Origin of the sequence: Phenylobacterium sp., from assembly GCF_030698145.1 — a bacterium.
GTDB lineage: Bacteria > Pseudomonadota > Alphaproteobacteria > Caulobacterales > Caulobacteraceae > Phenylobacterium.
Genome location: NZ_JAUYNW010000070.1, coordinates 1 through 17534, shown reverse-complemented (window position 1 = coordinate 17534; position 17534 = coordinate 1). Strand labels below are relative to the sequence as shown.

Genomic DNA, 17534 nt, shown 5'->3' with positions numbered 1-17534 from the left:
ATGGCCCCCGCCCGCATGCGGCTCTTCGCGGGGCTGGCGTCCACGGCGTTCAACCTGGCGCTCATCGCCCTGGTGATGCGCACGGGCGCGGAGGCCCCGCCGATGCGGGAGGACCTGATCATGACCGTCGAACTGGTCGCGGTCCGGGGCGGGGAGATATCCGTCCCGGCCCCCTCGGCCCGGGCCGAGAGCCTCCCCAGCAAGCCCGCGCCCAGCCTTCCCGTCCCTGCGGCGACACCGCTCGCGACCCCGCCGAGCGCCGCGCGCCCCGCGCCGGCCGTCGCGCCCGCCACACCGTCCCCACCGGCGGCCCCGGTCGTTCAGCGCGCCGGAACCCGCGAAGGCCTCAACCTGGACGCGCCGCGGGGCGAGAGCCTGAACTACGCCGCCCAGCTCCGCGCCTGGCTGGAGGCGCACAAGACCTATCCGAAACGGGCGCGGATGCGGCGGGAGGAGGGGATCGTCGAGGTCGCCTTCGCGGTCGACCGCCAGGGCCGACTGCTCACCGGCGACGTGGTGCGCAGCTCCGGCCACGCCAGCCTGGACGCCGAGGCCATGGCCATGCTGGACCGCTCCAATCCCTTCCCCGGCGCCCCGCACTCGGTGCGCGGCGAACGGATCGAGGTCTCGACGCCGGTCGAGTTCTCGCTGCAGCGCTAGGCCAGGGTGACGTAGGTCTCGCTCTCCAGCACCCACTGGCCGACCGATTTCTTCCAGACCGCCAGATAGGTCCCCGACGAGGCCGCATCCTTCCAGGTCGCCACCCAGTCGCCGGTCTCGGCGGCGCGCAGGCCCTCGGCGTCCAGGGTCACGTCCCGCGACGTGCGCACATAGGTGACGAAGCTCGGGTCCTTGAACTGGCTGGCGAAGGCCTGGAGCACCGCTTCGGCGCCCATTAGCAACCCTCCCTCGCCGGCGATCAGGTTCATGTCGGGCGCCAGGAACGGGCGCAGGCGCGCCGCGTCATGGGCGGCGATCAGCTTGTTGGTCAGCCTGCGCCGGGCACGGATGGCGTCCTCCGGCGCCGTCACGGCTCGACCACGCAGGTGCCGACCTTGCCGCCGGCCTCGACCAGTTCGTGGGCCGCGGCGCAGTCCTTGAGCGGGAAGCGTCCGGCCACCGATAGGATGCGCTCGCCCGTGCCGATCCAGCGGGTGATGTCGGCCTGGGCGCGGCGGCGCGCCTCATGCGGCGAGGTCGGCAGCAGGACGCCGTGGACGGCGAGGTTCAGCCGCATCAGGGCGGCGGCCGGAACCTGCGGCGCCGCCTCGCCCCGGGTGGCGTAATAGGCGATGGAGCCGTTCACTCGCACGCAGGCCAGGCTCGCGGCGAGATTGCCGCCGAAGTCGACGTCGACCACGTGATGCACGCCCTCCCCGCCGGTCAGCTCGCGCGCCCGCGCGGCGACGTCCTCCGTGCGGTAGTCGATCACGTGGTCCGCGCCCCCGGCCCTGGCGCGCTCGGCCTTCTCCGCCGAGCTCACCGTGGCGATCACGCTGGCGCCGGCCCACTTGGCGAGCTGGACGGCGTAGTGGCCGACCGCGCCGGCGCCCCCCGTGACCAGCACGGTGCGCCCCTGGACGGGGCCGGCCACGAACAGGCTGCGGTGGGCGGTCATGCAGGGGATGCCCAGGGTCGCGCCCTGCGCAAAGGAGACCTCGTCGGGCAGCTCGCTCAGCAAGTCGACGTCGAGCTCGATATATTCCGCGGCCGAGCCGAACGCCCGGCCGTTGCGCTGGCCGTTGTAGAACCAGACCCGCTTGCCGACCCAACGCGGCGAGACGCCGGGTCCCACCGCCTCGACGATCCCGGCGCCGTCGCTGTTGGGGGTGATGCGCGGATAGGCCATGGGGCCCGCCCCGCCGCCGCGCATGCCGACATCGGAGGGATTGACCCCCGAGGCCTTGATGGCGATCAGCGCCTGCCCTTGCCCGGCGACGGGCGTGGGCAGGTCGCCATATTGCAGCACCGCGCGGGCCGGACCCGTTCGGTCGTACCAGACTGCCTTCATCGCGCTCCGCCCACTCAGGGAATGAGCGGACGTTCTACCCCGCGACCCAGTTGCCGTGGAAGCCGAAGGGCACGCGGCGGGGCAGCTTGGCCGTGGCGATCGGACCCTTGGCCACGTCCTGGGCGTCGAACACCAGGAAGTCGCTGCGGTTCTCGCCGGCCCGCCAGACCACCGCGGTCAGCCAGCCGTCGCCCTCGTCGGCGTCCGCCGAGCGCGGGGTGAACACCGGCTCGGAGGTCATGTCGCCGCCGTTCAGCTCATAGACCTGACGCTTGCCGGTCTTGTGGTCCAGGTGGGCGATGGCGGTCTGCTTGATGGTCTTGGCGTTGGTCGGATCTGCGGCGTACCAACCGTGGCGATAGGCCAGGCCCGACAGACGCTCGTCGAAGCGGGGGAACTCACCGTCCAGGTCGTCGAGGGCCTCCTCCTTGATGGCGTCGCTGGCGCCTGAGAGGTCGAAGGTCCAGCGGACCAGTCGCGCGGCCGTCCTCTGGCCGGGCGAGCCGTCGGCCAGGGGGAACAGCGGCGCCGAGTCATAGCGCATCACGTCGGCGAACAGCTTCCCGTCCGCCTCCCAGGCGTTCATCGGGTGGAAGACGTAGCAGGCCTCGACATTGAACCAGCGGATCGACGAAACGTCGCCGTCGCGCCGCATGACGCCGACCCGGCCGCCCTTCTCGGGCTCCCAGGCGAAGGCCGGACGCCCGCTCATCGCCCGTTCCAGGCTGGCGGTCAGCGGCAGGATCGGGAACAGGACGTAGGTCTCCGTCACCATGAAATCGTGGACCATGGCGGCGAAGGGGGCCTGGAAGTCGTCGCGGCGGACCACCTTGCCCGAGGCGTCGGTGACGCCGTAGCTCATTCCCGCCGACAGCGGCATGTCGCCGACGCCGTAGCCGAACCAGACCATCTCGCCGGTCTTGGCGTCGATCTTCGGGTGAGCCGTGACCTTGCCGCGGTAGTCGGTGGCGTAGCCCTTGGACTCCAACGTCCGCTCGGCCATCTCGAAGGGCATGTGTCCCTCTTCCAGGGCCAGCAGCCGCCCCGCATGGTGGACGATGTTGGTGTTGGCGACGCCGCTGTCCTGGCCCATGGCGACGGGGTCGGTGGTCATCGGGTTGCCCAACGAGCCGAACAGGGCCCGCCCGTGGCTGTTCTCCAATTCCCACTTGGGCGTGCGCACATAGCGGTTGCGATAGGCCACCTTCCCGTCCTCGACGTGGAAGGCGTGGATCATCCCGTCGCCGCCGAACCAATGATAGTCGCCGCGCGGATCGAACTGCGGGTTGGGACCGGTGCGATAGAGCGTGCCCTTCAGGCCGGCGGGGATCTCGCCCGTCACCTCCAGGTCGAAGTCGTCCTCGCTACGGACGGGCGCGAAATTGCCTGACAGATAGGGATTGATGCGAACGTCGCCGTCCATGGTGCGTCTCCCGCTTTGAGCCGGTTTCAGACCGGTCGAATGATGTGGCCCTGGTCGGGCCGCGCGCGGCCTTCCAGAACGTCGCCATAGGCCGCGACAAGCGCGTCGGGGCCGGTGTGGTAGGTCAGTCTGAGCCAGTCGGACTCAGTCACGAAGGCGCGCAGGGCCGCGTCGAACCGGGCGTCCAGCTCGGCCGCGCCCCACTCCGCCGCGCGCTTGCGGATCTGGTCGGGGGCGAAGAACAGGGTGGGCGTCGGGCCCGGCAGGTCGCCCGCCGCGCCGCCGTCCTGCCAATGGGTGACGCCGACGATCAGGCTGCGCGTCAAGCCCTCGCCGAGCGCCGTGTGCACGGCGCGGGTCACCTGCGGATCGCCCGCGAAATCGACGTAGCAGGCCGGCGCCTTGGCCGACAGTCCATCCAGCTTGTCATAGGTCACGACCCGGTCGTAGAGGCCGAACTGGGCGAGTTTATCAGCATTGCCGGGCGAGGTCAGGCCGACGACCTCCACCCCGCGCTTCCGCGCCAGGCTGGCCAGGCCCATGGCGGTCTTGCTGGATCCGCTGGAAAGCACCAGCGAGGCAATGCCCGTGTCCTCCGACAGCAGGTCGTCCAGCAGCCAGGAGGTCATGAACAGCGGCCGCAGCAGGGCGCGATGGTCGTCCAGGGCGTCGGCGGGCGCCTCGGCATAGGCGTTGTAGGTCGGCGGCAGTTCGGCGCGATGGGCGGCGGTGTCGACATAGCCGTGCCGCCCCTTGGCCAAGCGGGCGACGAAATGGGTCGACATGGGCAGGTAGCCAAACAGGCGCAGGCCGACCGGCGCATCGGCGACCCTGGACTCCACGACCTTTGCGAAGCCCCAGACGGGGATGCGGCCGAGGCCGTCCTCGGCAGGGAAGAACTTCCAGTAGCCGAAGCTGTCGCCGATGATTCCGTAGGTGATGTTGTTGGCGGTGAGCGCGAACCGCTCGATCTCCAGCCGCGCCTCGCCCTCGGCGAGCGGCGCGGGATCGGGCGCCGGGCGCACTTCAATGCGGCGAAGGTCCTTGCGATCGATCAGGATGTCCCAGGCAGCCATCGTTCGCGCTCCATCTCGCCTTTTTACGTTGTAAATTTATTGCGTAAGAGTTAGGCCTGGGCAAGCGATTTCTTTGGCCCGAGTCCACAATGCCCCGCGTCCTGTCCGAGTCCGATGTCACCGACTTCCGCGAACGCCTTTGCGAGGTGGCCGAAAAGCTGTTCGCCGAGAAGGGTCCGGACGCGGTGACGATGCGCCAGCTCGCCGCCGAGCTGGGGGTCAGCCCCATGACCCCCTACCGCTACTTCACCGACAAGGAAGATATCCTGGCCGCGGTTCGGACCAACGGGTTCAACCGTTTCGCCGACGCCCTCGAAGGCGCCTACGCCGCGGCCAAGGGCGTGCGGGCCAAGGGCGCGGCCGTGGGCGAGGCCTATGTGACCTTCGCCTTCGAGCACCCACAGACCTACAAGGCCATGTTCGACCTGAACCAGCCGCACGAGCAGAACTATCCCGACCTGGTGGCCGCCGCCCTGCGCGCACGGGCGACCCAGACCTCCTACGTGAAGGACCTGATCGCCGAGGGCATCCTGGCCGGAGACCCCGAGGAGATCGGCCGCATGTTCTGGGCCGCGGCCCACGGCGCGGTCGGGCTGGAGCTGGCCGGCAAGCTGCCGGCGGGCGCCGCGCGGGGCCTGCACCGCCACATGAACGGCGCGCTGGCCAAGGGCCTGCGCCCCGGCGCTTGACGGCCCCAACGGCAGGACGCCCAACTGCCCCGCAAAATCCGGGAACGCCATGAGCAAGATCGCGCCGTTCGAGGTCCGCTGGGGTGAGACCGAGGTCCAGACGGTGCTGGACCAGGTCCGCGCCTATCCCTGGCCGCCGGTCCCGCAGGTTCCCGATGGCTGGGCCTATGGCTGCGACGGGGGTTACCTTAAGGACCTCTGCGCCCACTGGACCGACCGCTATGATTGGCGCGCGGCCGTGGCCGACCTCAACCGCTATCCGCAGTTCACGGCCAAGGTGGAGGACGACGACCTCCACTTCCTGCACGTGGTCGGCGAGGCCAAGGGCAAGCGACCGCTGATCCTGACCCACGGCTGGCCGGGGTCGCACTACGAGTTCTGGGGGACGATCGAGAAGCTGGCCTTCCCTTCGCGCCATGGCGGGCGGGCGGAAGACGCCTTCGACCTGGTGATCCCGTCCCTGCCCGGCTTCGGCTTCTCATCCAAGCCGGCCCGCCCCATCGGCCAGCGGACCACCGCGCGGCTGTTCAACACCCTGATGACCGAGGTGTTGGGCTACCACCGCTACCTCGCCCAGGGCGGCGACTGGGGGGCCATGGTTACCTCCTGGCTCGGCCGCGACCACGGCGACCATGTGACCGCCATACACCTCAACATGATGGCATTCCGCCCGTTCGGCGGGCCGAAGGACGAGGCCGAGATCGCCTGGATCACCCGCCAGGGCGCGATGATGGACCTGATGGGCGCCTATTTTCGCCTGCAGGCGTCCAAGCCCCAGTCCCTGGCCTGGATGGGCGCGGGCAATCCGGTCGGCCAGGCCGCCTGGATCGCCGAGCGATTCCACGACTGGTCCGACCTGCGCGAGAAGTCCTTCGACCAGGCCCACCCGAAAGACCGGCTGCTCACAAACATCATGCTCTATGTGATGACCGACAGCTTCGCGACCGGCGCCTGGTACTATCGCGGCTTCCTCGAGGAGGGCGGCGTGGCGCTGAAGGACGGCGAGCGGTGCGAGACCCCGACCGCCTTCGCCAACTTCCCCGGCGAGCCGCTCTACACCGCCCCGCCGCGGGCCTGGGCCGAGCGCGCCTACAACATCGTCCGCTGGTCCGACCAGCCGCGGGGCGGCCACTTCGCCGCCATGGAGGAGCCCGACCTCTTCGTCGCCGACGTCCGCGAGTGGGGACGCGGGACCTAGGTCAGCGCCCCCTGACGGGCTCGCAGGCTATGCCGTCGTGATCGCCGTCGAGGTTGGGATTAAAGCCAGGGTGGCCGCGATGGACGGGGGCCGCGCCGGCCGCGCGTGCGGCGTCGCAGCTCCTGAAGGCGCCCGCGCTCACCGGTGACCTTGCGGGCATTGATGTCCTGGCCCTGGTCCTCGGCGCGCCGTCGCCGGCGGCCCGCCCACCCTCGGATATGCCCGCGGCCCGCATCAGGTCGCCCAGCGGGCGGCCGTCGATGCGACATCTGGCGGCGATGCGGTCGTGGGTCCCAAGGCTGGCCACGCACACCGCCTGACGGCCCAGGGCGAGTCGCTCCAGCGCCGCCCTGGCCGCTGGGCCGCCGGGCTCGCTCGCCTCGGCCGCGTAGAAGTCGCCCAGTCGAACTTCCACCCAGTTCTCATGGCCCGGCCCGACGGCGACGCAGAGCGAGTCTCCGTCGATGACGTGGACCACTGGGCCCGAGAACGTGGCGCCGAAGCCAAGGCTCGCGGGCATGGGCCCGCCCTCAGGTATGGCCTCGCAGGGATCGGCATGGGCCCGCTGCGCCTGGAGCAGGAACAGTGCGGCGGTCAGGACCAGGAGACGGCGCATGGAGCATTGCTGATCTCGCGCCGCTGCGTGTCAAGCTAGGCCGCGTCGTCCAGGGCGGTCTGGATCGCGCTCAGCAGACGGTCGAGCTCCAGGGGCTTCGGCACCAGCACATCCATGCCGGCGGCCAGGTACTCGACCTGGTGATGGGCCATGGCGTTGGCGGTGAGCGCGATGATCGGGGTGCGGCGCAGGCCCTGTTCCAGCTCCCGCTGGCGGATCAGGCGCGTGGCGGTGGGACCGTCCATCACCGGCATCTGGACATCCATCAGGATCACGTCCCAGGCCTCGGCGGCGCTGGCCTCGACCGCGGCCTGGCCGTCGTCGACGCAGCGCACGTTGACGCCGAGCTGGGCCATCAGGGTCTTCAGCACCAGCTGGTTCATCGGATTGTCCTCGGCGGCGAGGATCTTCAGTTCGCCGATCCCTGCGGCGGGGCCGGCCTCGACCGCCGACGCGACCGGCGCCGCGCCCTCCGCGCGGACCAGGGGCAGGCGCACGGTGAACACCGAGCCCTCGCCCACCTTGGAGCGGACCGTGATTTCTCCGCCCATCAGGCCGGCGAGTTCGCGGCAGATGGCCAGGCCCAGGCCCGATCCGCCGAACCGGCGGGTGGTCGAGGCGTCCTCCTGAACGAACTTCTGGAACAGCTTGCCCAGGCGGTCGGCGGCGATCCCCGGTCCAGTGTCGGTGACCTCGAACACCAGGTTCGCCACGTCATGGGCGACCGAGACGGCGACCTCGCCGCGGCCGGTGAACTTCACCGCGTTGGAGATCAGGTTGTAGACGACCTGGCGAACCCGGGTCGGATCGCCGCGCCAGACACCCGCCGCGTCCGGCGCAACGTTCAGGGTGAAGGAGACGTCCTTCTCGCTGGCCAGAGTCGTGAAGGTGGCCTGGGCGCCCAGCATTAGGGCGCCGACATCGACCAGCCCGTCCTCGAGGTCCAGGCGCCCGGCCTCGATGCGTGACAGGTCCAGCAGGTCGTTCAGCAGGGCCAGTAGGGTCTCCCCCGCCTGCCGGATGACCGTGAGGCGTTCGCGCTGGTGTTCGGGCAACTCGTCGCGGGTCATGGCCTGGGCCATGCCTAGCACCCCGTTCAATGGCGTGCGGATTTCGTGGCTCATGGTGGCCAGGAAGGCGGACTTGGCGGCGTTGGCGGCGTTAGCCTCGTCGCGGGCGCGCTTGAGCCGGGCGTTGACCACCTTCAGCCGCCGCTCCGAGCGCTTGATGTCCTCGATCGACTGGGTGATCACCACGCAGCGAACCGGGCCCTCGCCCGCGAAGCGCGCCGCCGTCATCCGGAACCACTCGCCAGACTGGGCGGAATAGGCCCGCACGAAACTTTCCTGGCGGCCGTCCAGCACGGCGCGGACGCCACGCTCCATCGCCCGACCATGGCCGTCCGGCAATTTCGCCAGGACGGCGAACAGGTTGCGGCCCATGGGATAGACCTCGCTATGGACGATCTCGGCGCCCAGCTTCTTGAAGGCCGAATTGGCCGCGATGATCGCACCGGACTCGTCGATCACGGTGAGCATGGCCGCCATGCCGTCGATTACACCGCGCCCGAACCGCTCGGCCTCAGCCAGTTCGGCCGTGGCGGCGCGCTGGGCGGTGACGTCCTGGCTCGCGCCGTGAAGGGCCACGCACACGCCGTCGAGCATCTCGGGCTCGCCGATGACCCGCAGCCAGATCCGTTCTCCCGCGCCGGTTACGGCCGAGGACTCGAAATCGACCCGCTCGCCGGTGCGGACCGCCACCCGAAGGTGTTCGCGGACCCGCTCACGTTCGCTGGCGTCATAGAGCTCCAGGGAGTCGATATGCGATTCCACCAGGGCCGGCCGGCCGAGCAGCCGGGCCAGCTCCGGGCTCCAGCGCACCACGCCTTCTTTCAGATCGACTTCCCAGCCGCCCAGGCGCGCCAGGGCGCCGGCCTGGCGCAGCGCCACGGTCGTCGCGTGCAGGCGGCCCTGCAGCTCGTAGGCCGCGGTGATCTCGGTCTGCACCGAGGTCGTGCCGATCCGCACCCCTTGGGCGTCGAAGCTCGGCCGGACGTCGAGATCGATCCAGTAGGTGCGGCCGCTCTTGGCGCGGTTCAGGATCTCGACCCGGAACCCCTCGCCCGCCGCCAAGGCCGCGGACATCTGCGCGATGGTCTGGGGGTCGGTCTCCGGACATTGCAGGAAGCCCGCCGGGCGGCGGCCCACCACCTCGTCCAGGCCATAGCCGCTGAGCTGGCCGAAGCCGTCGTTGACCCACTCGATCCGCCCTTCGCAGTCGCAAAGCATGACAGCGCGCGAGGTCGTGCGCACCATGTCCGCAAGCCGTGAACTCAGATCCGGTACTCGTGCGACGTCCATCCAGCGCTCCCTCGCGGACGATGCCGCAAGTCCCGTGAAGAAAGCAGAAATTCTCCGCCGTTTGGCGAACGCCGCCATGGCCGCGCGAAACCGGTTCCCACCTTGCGGTCGAGGCCGTTAGAACCCTGGTCTGATGGCTCGCTACGACTTCGCCTCCGACAACACCGCGCCCGCCGCCCCCGAGGCGATGGCGGCGCTGACCGCCGCCAATTCCGGGTTCACCCCCGGCTACGGAGCCGATCTTGTCAGCTCCCGGGCGGCCGACGCCGTGCGCAAGCTGCTCGACGCAGACGCCGAGGTGCGGTTCGTGGCCTCCGGGACGGCGGCCAACGCCCTTGCCCTGGCGGCGCTCTGCCGTCCGTTCGAAGCGGTGCTCGCCCACGAGCACGCCCATGTCTGCACCGACGAGACGGGGGCGCCCGGCTTCTTCGGCCAGGGCCTGGGCCTTATCAGCCTGCCCGGCCTCTCCGGGCGGATCGATCCCGCCGCCCTCGCCGGCGCGCTGGCCGAGCCCGACGTCGCTCATCGCCAGTCGCCGGCCGCCCTGTCGGTCACCAACGCCACGGAGTACGGCACGGTCTATGCCCACGACGCCCTGGCCAACCTGGTCGGTGCGGCCAAGGCCAAGGGTCTGGGCGTCCATCTGGACGGCGCGCGCCTGGCCAACGCCGCGGCGGCCGGCTTCGACTTGAAGCAGATCAAGGCCCTCGGCGTCGACATCCTGGTGGTCGGCGGGACCAAGGCGGGCATGACCCCCTCGGAGGCGGTGGTCATTTTCGACCGCAAGCTCGCCCATCGTTTCGACGCGCGGCTGAAGCAGGCCGGTCAGTTGCCCTCCAAGGGACGGTTCTACGCAGCGCCGTTCATCGGCATGCTGGAGACCGGCGCCTTCGTCGATCGGGCGGCGCACGCCAACGCCATGGCCAGGCGACTGGCCGGCCTCATGCCCTTCGTCCTGCGCCATCCGGTGGAGGCCAACGCCGTCTTCGTGGAGATGGACGAAGCGGCCCTGAAGCGCCTTCATGAGGCCGGCTGGTTCGTCTACCGGTTCCTCGACGGCTCGGTCCGCTTCATGTGCTCCTGGGCGACGACTCCCGAGGCCGTCGACGAGATCGGCGCCGCGTTGACGGCCCTGACCTAGGCCAAGCCTTCCCAGACCGAGGCTGAAACTGCGCGGCTACGGGTCGGCCGCGAGGCGCCTCCGCGCGGGCCAAATGCAGCGCCTCAAAAACATGCAGATAGGCAAAATTTGTCTCTCATGAGTTACTTGAGTGATATATATGCCTAATGCTGACCTTATATAGCAATTTACTTGCACAAATTGCAGGATTTTCTCGAAATTGAATTTGCCGGGTTTTTAACCGCGTGACAGTGGGTCGGGGTCGCGGGACGCGCGGCGCGGTCCCTCGGCGGGCGGCGCGCTGCGGCGGAGCGCGACCGAAATGGCGTCGGGAAACCCGACCGGCGCCGCGTCTCGATCCCGTAGCGGCCGGGGGGCCCAGATTGATGAGAATGATGAGAAACGCACTTCGCGCCGTACTGCTCGGCTCCGGCGCGGTGGCCGCCATGGCCCTGCCGAATTTCGCCCTCGCCCAGGCGACTGACGCGGGCATGGGAGCCGCCGCCGAGGTCGACGAGGTCGTGATCACCGGGTCGCGCATCCGCCGCGACACCTTCAACGCCCCGGTGCCCGTGTCGGTGATCAGCGCCGAGCAGATCGTGGAGTCGGGCAACCTTTCGATCGGCGACATGCTGATGGACGCGCCGATCATCAACGCCGCCAGCAACGCCCAGAACACCTCGGGCACCCTGTTCCTGGCCGGACAGGCCCGCGCCGACATCCGCGGCATCGGGCCCAGCCGCACGCTGGTGCTGGCCGACGGCCGCCGGATCGTCTTCTCCGACGCCTCCTCGCCCGCCGTAGACCTCAACCTGATCCCGGCCATGATGGTCGAGCGCATCGAGACCGTCGCGGGCGGCGCTTCGGCGGTCTACGGCTCCGAAGCCATCGCCGGCGTGGTCAACCTGATCATGAAGAAGGAGTTCGAAGGCTTTCAGATCGAGGGCCAGATGGGCGTCTCACAGGAAGGCGACGGCGAGAGCTTCCGCGTCTCCAGCCTGTACGGCGCGAAGTTGCTGGACGACCGGCTGAACATCCTGGTCGGCGGCGAGGTCTCGCGCGAAGAGCCGGTGATGCAGAAGGACCGCGACTGGGCCTATCCCGGCATCCGCCGCAACAATCTGCTCAACCCCCAGACCGTGATCCCGCAGTCCAGGTCGAACTCCTCGCCGTTCGCGACCTTCCAGCTCGGCGCGGCGCGCGCCGTGACGCTCGATGCTCGCAATCCGTCGAACGTGGTCCGTCTGAGCGCGGCCTGCGCCACGCCCACCGTTCAGCCGACCTGCCAGGACGAGGCTCTGATCTACAGCCAGGTCTTCAACACCCTGCAGGCCAAGTCGCAGCGCGGGACCGTGCGCGGCTACGCCGACTATGAGCTGACCGCCAATGTGAAGGCCTTCGTCGACCTCACCCGTTCCAAGGTCGACGGCTACGGCATGTTCCAGCCGGCGTTCTCCAGCGCCGTGGGCGGCGGCCTGATGCCGGTTACCCTGAAGGGCGACAACGCCTACCTGAACGGCGCCGGCGCCACCGCCGCGGCCTTGCGGACCGAGTGGCTCGCCGCGGGCAAGACCTTCACCGCGACCTCGAGCGCGCAGGTGGGCAAGTTCTGGCTGGAGTTCGGCGGCCGGGACGTCAAGACCGAGCGCGAGACCGTCCGCTTCGTGGTCGGCATGGAAGGCGACTTCGAGGCCCTCGGACGCGAGGTCAACTGGGACTGGTACGCCCAGCTCGGTAAGACCAGCGGCTCGACCACGTCGTTCAACGTGCCGCGGATCCTGCGCGTCCAGCACGCCACCGACGTCATCCTGGTGGGCGGCGCGCCGGTCTGCCGCGATGTCGCCGCCCGCGCCGCCGGCTGCGTGCCCTGGGACCTGGTCAATGGCCCGAACCAGCAGGCCGTGGCCTGGGCCAACGCCCAGTCGACCTCCGACCAGGAGGTCAAGCAGACCGTGGTCTCGGGCAATGTCGCCACCGACCTCTTCGAGCTCCCGGCCGGTCCGATCGGGTTCGCCATGGGCGCGGAATATCGCAAGGAGGAGAGCCAGTTCTTCCAGGATGCGGCCGGCGCCTCGGGTGAACTGTTCTTCAACGCGATCGGCGCACGGGGCGGCGAGTACGACACCTGGGAGGGCTATGCCGAACTGCGCGTCCCGTTGCTGCGCGACCTGCCGTTCGCCAAGGAGCTGACCTTCGAGGTCGCCGGCCGCCTGGCCGACTATTCGACCATCGGCAAGACCGACCAGTATCAGGCCCGCCTGGAATGGGCGCCGATCGAGGACATCCGTTTCCGCGCCTCCCAGGGCACGGCCGTGCGTGCGCCCAACATCGTCGAACTCTTCGCGCCGCAGTCGCAGAACTTCACCATCGCGGCGGTCGACCCCTGCGACAGGGACAGCTACGCCACGGCCAGCGCGGCCAACAAGGCCCTGCGCCTGGCCACCTGTTCGGCGGCGATCTCCGGCTACAATCCCCTGACCTTCGTCTCGAACTTCGGGCCCGGCCGTTCGTCGCTGCAGCTGCGCCAGGGCGGCAACCCGGACCTCGGCCCGGAAACCGCCAACACCTATAACCTCGGTGTCGTGATCCAGCCGCGCTGGATCCCGGACCTCAAGTTCTCGCTGGACTACTTCAAGTACAATCTGACCGAAATGGTCGGCAACGTACCCGTGAACACGCTGCTGCAGGACCTCTGCTACCAGTCGGCGACGCCATACGCTTCAAACCCCCTGTGCCGGCTGATCACCCGTGACCCGACCGGCGCCCAGGCCGGCGTGCCCGGCGGGGTCACACTTGTGACGCTCACCGCCCAGAACGTGGCCAGCATGAAGATCGAGGGCTACGACGCCTCGGTGCAGTACGGCGTGGACTTCGAGGAGTGGCTGCAGAAGGACTGGGGCCGCCTGGCCGTGCGGCTGGACGCCACCTGGATGTACCGGTTCGCCCTGCAGGGCCTGCCGGGGCAGGCCTATACCCAACTCGCCAACACCATCACCAGCAGCACGGCGCCCGAATGGCGGGCGTCGGCTACGGCGCAGTGGACCCGCGGCGACATCGGCGTCAACTGGACCACCCGGTTCATTGGCTCGCTGGCCTCCACCACCGCCTTCGCGCCTACCGCATTGTCGCCCTACTACACCGGCGACTACTTCATCCACGACCTGCGGATCAGGGCCAAGGTCAACGACCAGCTGGATGTCCGCGCGGGGATCCAGAACCTCACCGACGAACATCCGCCCGAGCTCCCGGAGGTGTTCACCGGCACCGGGACAGGGTCGTCGATGTACGACAACAGGGGCCGCTTCTTCTTCGTCGGCGCTACCCTGCGTTACTAGGCTTTCGCCGCTGCGGCGCGAATCCCTGAGCCTTGAGACCCGTCGGCGCTCCACGCCGGCGGGTCTTCTCATGCTCGGGTCGGCCGCTGCGCGGGCATGGAATAGCCGCCTAGGTCGCTCGTGTGTGACCGCAACGCCGCAGTCACCGCGGTTTGTGCAAGGACCGTGCGCCGCTGAATACATCAGTGTCACTTTCTATTTGCGGAGGTAACACCAGCGTGACAGCGTTCGCGACCGCCGTAACGACATGCTCCATGACCATCCTCGCTTAGAGCGTCGATGAGAACAGTTTGGACGTGTCGTCCGGCGAACGAATCGCGGCGTCGGAGCACCCATCCGGCGACCTCACGTTCAAGCTTAAGGCCGGGGGGCCAGATGAAGATTGTGATGAAAAACCTGCTCCGAACCGCTCTGCTCGGTTCCGCCGCGGTGGCCTGCGTGGCCTTGCCGAACTCCGCCTTCGCCCAAACCCAGCCCGCTCCCAAGGCGGCCGTCGACGTCGACGAAATCGTCGTCACCGGTTCGCGCATCCGACGCAGCGACCTGACCTCGGTTCAGCCGATCCAGATCATCACCACCGAGACCATCGACGAGCGCGGGTTCACCAACGTCGCCGATGCGCTCAACGAACTGCCGTCGTCGGGCATTCCGATCAACCCGATCGGCGACCAGGGCTCGTTCGGCACCGGCCGAAACTTCATCAACATCTTCAACCTCGGCACAAACCGGACCCTGACCCTGGTCAACGGCCGCCGGTTCGTCGGCGGCAACGCCGGCTCGATCTTCAGCGGCGCTCCCGCCGGCGGTCAGGTCGACCTGAACGCCATCCCCACCGGCCTCGTCGAACGGATCGAGACGATCCAGGCGAGCGGCGGCGCGGTCTACGGCTCGGACGCCATCGCCGGCGTCATCAACATCATCACCAAGCGCGAATATGACGGCGTCGAGATCGACGGCCGGTACGGCATCTCCGACAAGGGCGACGCCGAGGGCTACCGCGCCCGCATCACCGCCGGCCGCAACTTCCTCGACAACAGGCTGAACCTGTCGGGCAGCTACGAGTACGATAAGACCAGCCAGCTGGCCTTCACCGACCGGGACGTGACGTCCCGCCAGATCGCCTTTGCCGCCAATCCGCAGAACACCAGCGGCAGCGACGGCATCCCCGGCTCGATCCTCATCTTCAACCGCCGGATCCCCGAGGTCACCCTCGGCGGCCTGCCGTCCCGCGCCGGCGGCGCGGCCCTCTCGGGCATCCTGACCATGCCCGATCCCGCCAATCCCGGTCAGCGCATCGCCGCGCAGTTCGGCCCGGGCGGCACGCTCATCCCGTTCAAGACCGGCACCTTCTACCAGGCCTCGGTCGCCTCGGGCGGCGACGGCCTGAACCTGGCTGAGCTGGCCGCGCTGCAGTCGCCCGTCGAGCGCCATGTCTTCACCGGCTTCGCCAAGTACGACTTCACCGACAAGGTGCGGGTGACCGGCGAGCTGTTCTACTCGACCCTGGACTCTGTCGAACCGTTCAACCAGCCGATCTACAACGCGCCGCTGTTCGGCGGGAACTCGGCGGCCCTGCGCTTTTCGACCGCCAACCCGTTCCTCTCGGCGGCGACCCGCGCGACCCTGCTGGCGCAGCCGACGGCCCTGACCCCCGATGCGGCCAGCCCCGGCGACGGCGTCTTCTTCCTGTCGCGCGCATCCACCGACATCGGCACCAACAAGACCACGGCCGAAGGCGACACCCTGCGCGTCGTCGTGAACCTGGAAGGCGAGTTCGACCTGATGGGCCGCGACTATGCGTGGAACATCTCGGCCAACCGCGGCCGCTCCCAGGGCAACTTCAAGAGCCCCAACATCGACCAGTCCCGGTTCGTCCAGGCCATCGATGCGGTGCGTGACGCCAGCGGTGCCGTCGTCTGCCGTGACGCCACCGCCCGCGCGGCCGGCTGCGCACCGCTGAACATGTTCGGCTTCGGTTCGCCCAGCGCCGCGGCCCTGGCCTATATCCAGGTCCAGTTCCAGAGCGACTTCGAGCTCGTCCAGACTGTCTACGAAGGCAATCTGAACGGCGCCCTGTTCGACTTGCCGGCGGGTCCAGTCAAGGGCTCCGTCGGCTTCGAGTACCGCAAGGAAGAGTCGGACTTCTCGCCGAACAATCCCCAGCGCCTCGGTATCGGCCGTTCGGCCGCGATCACGGCGCTCCAGGGCGAGTTCGACACCAAAGAACTTGCCGCCGAGCTGCTGGTGCCGATCTTCGGCGGCGACTTCACCCTGCCCTTCTTCAACAGCCTGGAGGTCGAAGGCTCTTATCGCAAGATCGACCATAGCCAGGCGGGCAAGGACAAGGCCTGGACCTATGGCCTCCGCTGGAAGCCGGTCGCGGACCTGATGCTCCGCGCCCAGAAGAGCCGCTCGTTCCGCGCTCCGGCGATCACCGAGGTGAATCTGCCGACCGCTACGTCCTTCGTGTCCGCCGCCGTCGACCCCTGTGACTTCCGCAACATCGCCAGCGGTCCTAGCCCCGCCAACCGAACAGCCAATTGCCGCGCGGCCTTCACGGCGCTCGGCCTGCCGGCGACCTTCTCGCTGACCTCGCAGATTCAGGTGGCGACGGCGCAGGGCGCGACCTCGGGCAACCCGAACCTGGTCAACGAAATCGCCGAGCAATGGTCGGCCGGCTTCGTCTATCAGCCGTCGTTCGCCCCGGGTCTCGCGGTGTCGTTCGACTGGGTCAATATCGACCTGACCAATGCCATCGGGAACTTCAACCTGGGGGCCATTCTGCAGGTCTGCTACGACTCCCCGACCCCGCCGGTCGACACCTGCAACCGCTTCCTGCGCGGCACTGCGGCGGCGGCCCGTCCCGGCCAGATCCTGACCAACGGCGAGTCCAACGGCGCCGGCGTCACCTCGATCGGTCCGCAGACCGGCTTCGTCAACGCCGGCTACACCAACTTCCAGGGCTTCACCCTGGGCCTCGACTACCGCGTCGACCTGGGCGACCTGTCGGACATGCGCGACTGGCTGGGCGGCAATCCCGGCAGCCTGGGGTTCAGCCTTGACCTGTTCCACGTGAACAAGCAGGAGACCTCGGTCACCGGCCTGGGCTTCGATCTCAACGACGACAAAAACGAGATCGGCAACTCCGACCTGCAGTGGAACCTAGAGTCGACCTACAAGCGCGACCCGTTCTCGGTGATCTGGACGGTCAACTACATCGGCCAGTCGGAGTTCAACAACGACTTCACCCTGGAGACCCGCCTGCCGCTGAAGGTGGACTCCTACATGGTCCACGACCTGGCCTTCTCCTACAAGCTGGACAGCCTGGTGGAGAACTGGGGCATGGGTCTCGACAACATGACGGCGCGCTTCATCGTCCGCAACGTGGCCGATGTCGAGGCGCCGTTCGGCACCACCGGCCTGGGGACCTACGACGTGCTCGGCCGCTACTATCAGGTGGGCCTGACCGCTCGCTTCTAAGATCCAGATGGGCCGCCGGCTTTGGCGGGCGGCCTGAAAGGAAAGCAACGGAGCCGCCGGCGTTCGCGCCGGCGGCTTTGTTTTGGGTCTAGGCGGTAGTGACGATTTAGGATTCCCTGACTGGCGCTGTTCTGATTCAACGCTTCTCTTTGGAGGGTGTGTTGGAAGGCGAGGTTCTTCGGGACGATCAGTGGGCGCGGATCGAGCCGTTCGTGCCGGGCGGTCG

12 protein-coding genes are annotated in these 17534 nt (G+C 68.7%); 6 read left to right on the top strand and 6 right to left on the bottom strand.

The features are described from left to right. Complete coding sequence (locus Q8Q77_RS10330; RefSeq protein ID WP_305583491.1) at positions 1 to 660, top strand: energy transducer TonB; 660 nt, start codon at positions 1 to 3, stop codon at positions 658 to 660. On the opposite strand, the gene Q8Q77_RS10325 is transcribed toward Q8Q77_RS10330, so the two are convergent. From Q8Q77_RS10325 to Q8Q77_RS10310, 4 genes are read right to left on the bottom strand one after another with little or no spacing between them, the layout of a single operon-like run. After that, on the bottom strand, positions 657 to 1031 hold the full coding sequence (locus Q8Q77_RS10325; RefSeq protein WP_305583490.1) for a nuclear transport factor 2 family protein: 375 nt from the start codon (positions 1029 to 1031) through the stop codon (positions 657 to 659). The genes Q8Q77_RS10330 and Q8Q77_RS10325 overlap by 4 nt on opposite strands. Continuing rightward, positions 1028 to 2011 carry an NADPH:quinone reductase gene (locus Q8Q77_RS10320; RefSeq protein ID WP_305583489.1) on the bottom strand — a complete coding sequence of 328 codons (984 nt, stop codon included), beginning with the start codon at positions 2009 to 2011 and terminating at the stop codon, positions 1028 to 1030. Before Q8Q77_RS10320 ends, Q8Q77_RS10325 begins: the two co-directional genes overlap by 4 nt. Before the next feature lie 34 nt (positions 2012 to 2045). Then, the gene (locus tag Q8Q77_RS10315) at positions 2046 to 3434 is read right to left on the bottom strand and encodes a carotenoid oxygenase family protein (protein ID WP_305583488.1); all 1389 of its coding nucleotides are present in this window, start codon (positions 3432 to 3434) and stop codon (positions 2046 to 2048) included. A gap of 26 nt (positions 3435 to 3460) precedes the next feature. Next, positions 3461 to 4510: a DUF2855 family protein gene (locus tag Q8Q77_RS10310; protein ID WP_305583487.1), complete on the bottom strand. Its 1050-nt coding sequence runs from the start codon at positions 4508 to 4510 to the stop codon at positions 3461 to 3463. An 89-nt stretch (positions 4511 to 4599) separates the two neighbouring features. Here Q8Q77_RS10310 and Q8Q77_RS10305 point away from each other — a divergent pair, with 89 nt between their 5' ends. Both Q8Q77_RS10305 and Q8Q77_RS10300 read left to right on the top strand, forming a co-directional pair. Further along, positions 4600 to 5199, top strand: a complete 600-nt coding sequence (locus Q8Q77_RS10305; protein WP_305583486.1) for a TetR/AcrR family transcriptional regulator — start codon at positions 4600 to 4602, stop codon at positions 5197 to 5199. Positions 5200 to 5248: 49 nt separating this feature from the next. Beyond that, positions 5249 to 6397, top strand: coding sequence for an epoxide hydrolase family protein (locus tag Q8Q77_RS10300; RefSeq protein ID WP_305583485.1), 1149 nt, complete (start codon positions 5249 to 5251; stop codon positions 6395 to 6397). Position 6398: 1 nt separating this feature from the next. Here the strand turns inward: Q8Q77_RS10300 and Q8Q77_RS10295 are convergent, their stop codons facing one another. Both Q8Q77_RS10295 and Q8Q77_RS10290 read right to left on the bottom strand, forming a co-directional pair. Beyond that, positions 6399 to 7013, bottom strand: a complete 615-nt coding sequence (locus tag Q8Q77_RS10295; RefSeq protein WP_305583484.1) for an excalibur calcium-binding domain-containing protein — start codon at positions 7011 to 7013, stop codon at positions 6399 to 6401. 35 nt (positions 7014 to 7048) lie between these two features. Then, positions 7049 to 9373 carry an ATP-binding protein gene (locus tag Q8Q77_RS10290; RefSeq protein WP_305583483.1) on the bottom strand — a complete coding sequence of 775 codons (2325 nt, stop codon included), beginning with the start codon at positions 9371 to 9373 and terminating at the stop codon, positions 7049 to 7051. A gap of 133 nt (positions 9374 to 9506) precedes the next feature. Between Q8Q77_RS10290 and Q8Q77_RS10285 the strand changes: the two genes are divergently transcribed. The 3 genes from Q8Q77_RS10285 (at position 9507) to Q8Q77_RS10275 (ending at position 17308) form a co-directional block, all read left to right on the top strand. Then, positions 9507 to 10514 (top strand): beta-eliminating lyase-related protein, encoded by a 1008-nt coding sequence (locus Q8Q77_RS10285; RefSeq protein ID WP_305583482.1) that lies wholly within the window; start codon positions 9507 to 9509, stop codon positions 10512 to 10514. Between the two features lie 374 nt (positions 10515 to 10888). Beyond that, the gene (locus Q8Q77_RS10280; RefSeq protein WP_305583481.1) at positions 10889 to 13828 is read left to right on the top strand and encodes a TonB-dependent siderophore receptor; all 2940 of its coding nucleotides are present in this window, start codon (positions 10889 to 10891) and stop codon (positions 13826 to 13828) included. A 387-nt stretch (positions 13829 to 14215) separates the two neighbouring features. Continuing rightward, entirely contained in the window at positions 14216 to 17308 is a 3093-nt protein-coding gene (locus tag Q8Q77_RS10275) for a TonB-dependent receptor domain-containing protein (RefSeq protein WP_305583480.1), read from the top strand. Positions 17309 to 17534 lie beyond the last annotated feature (226 nt).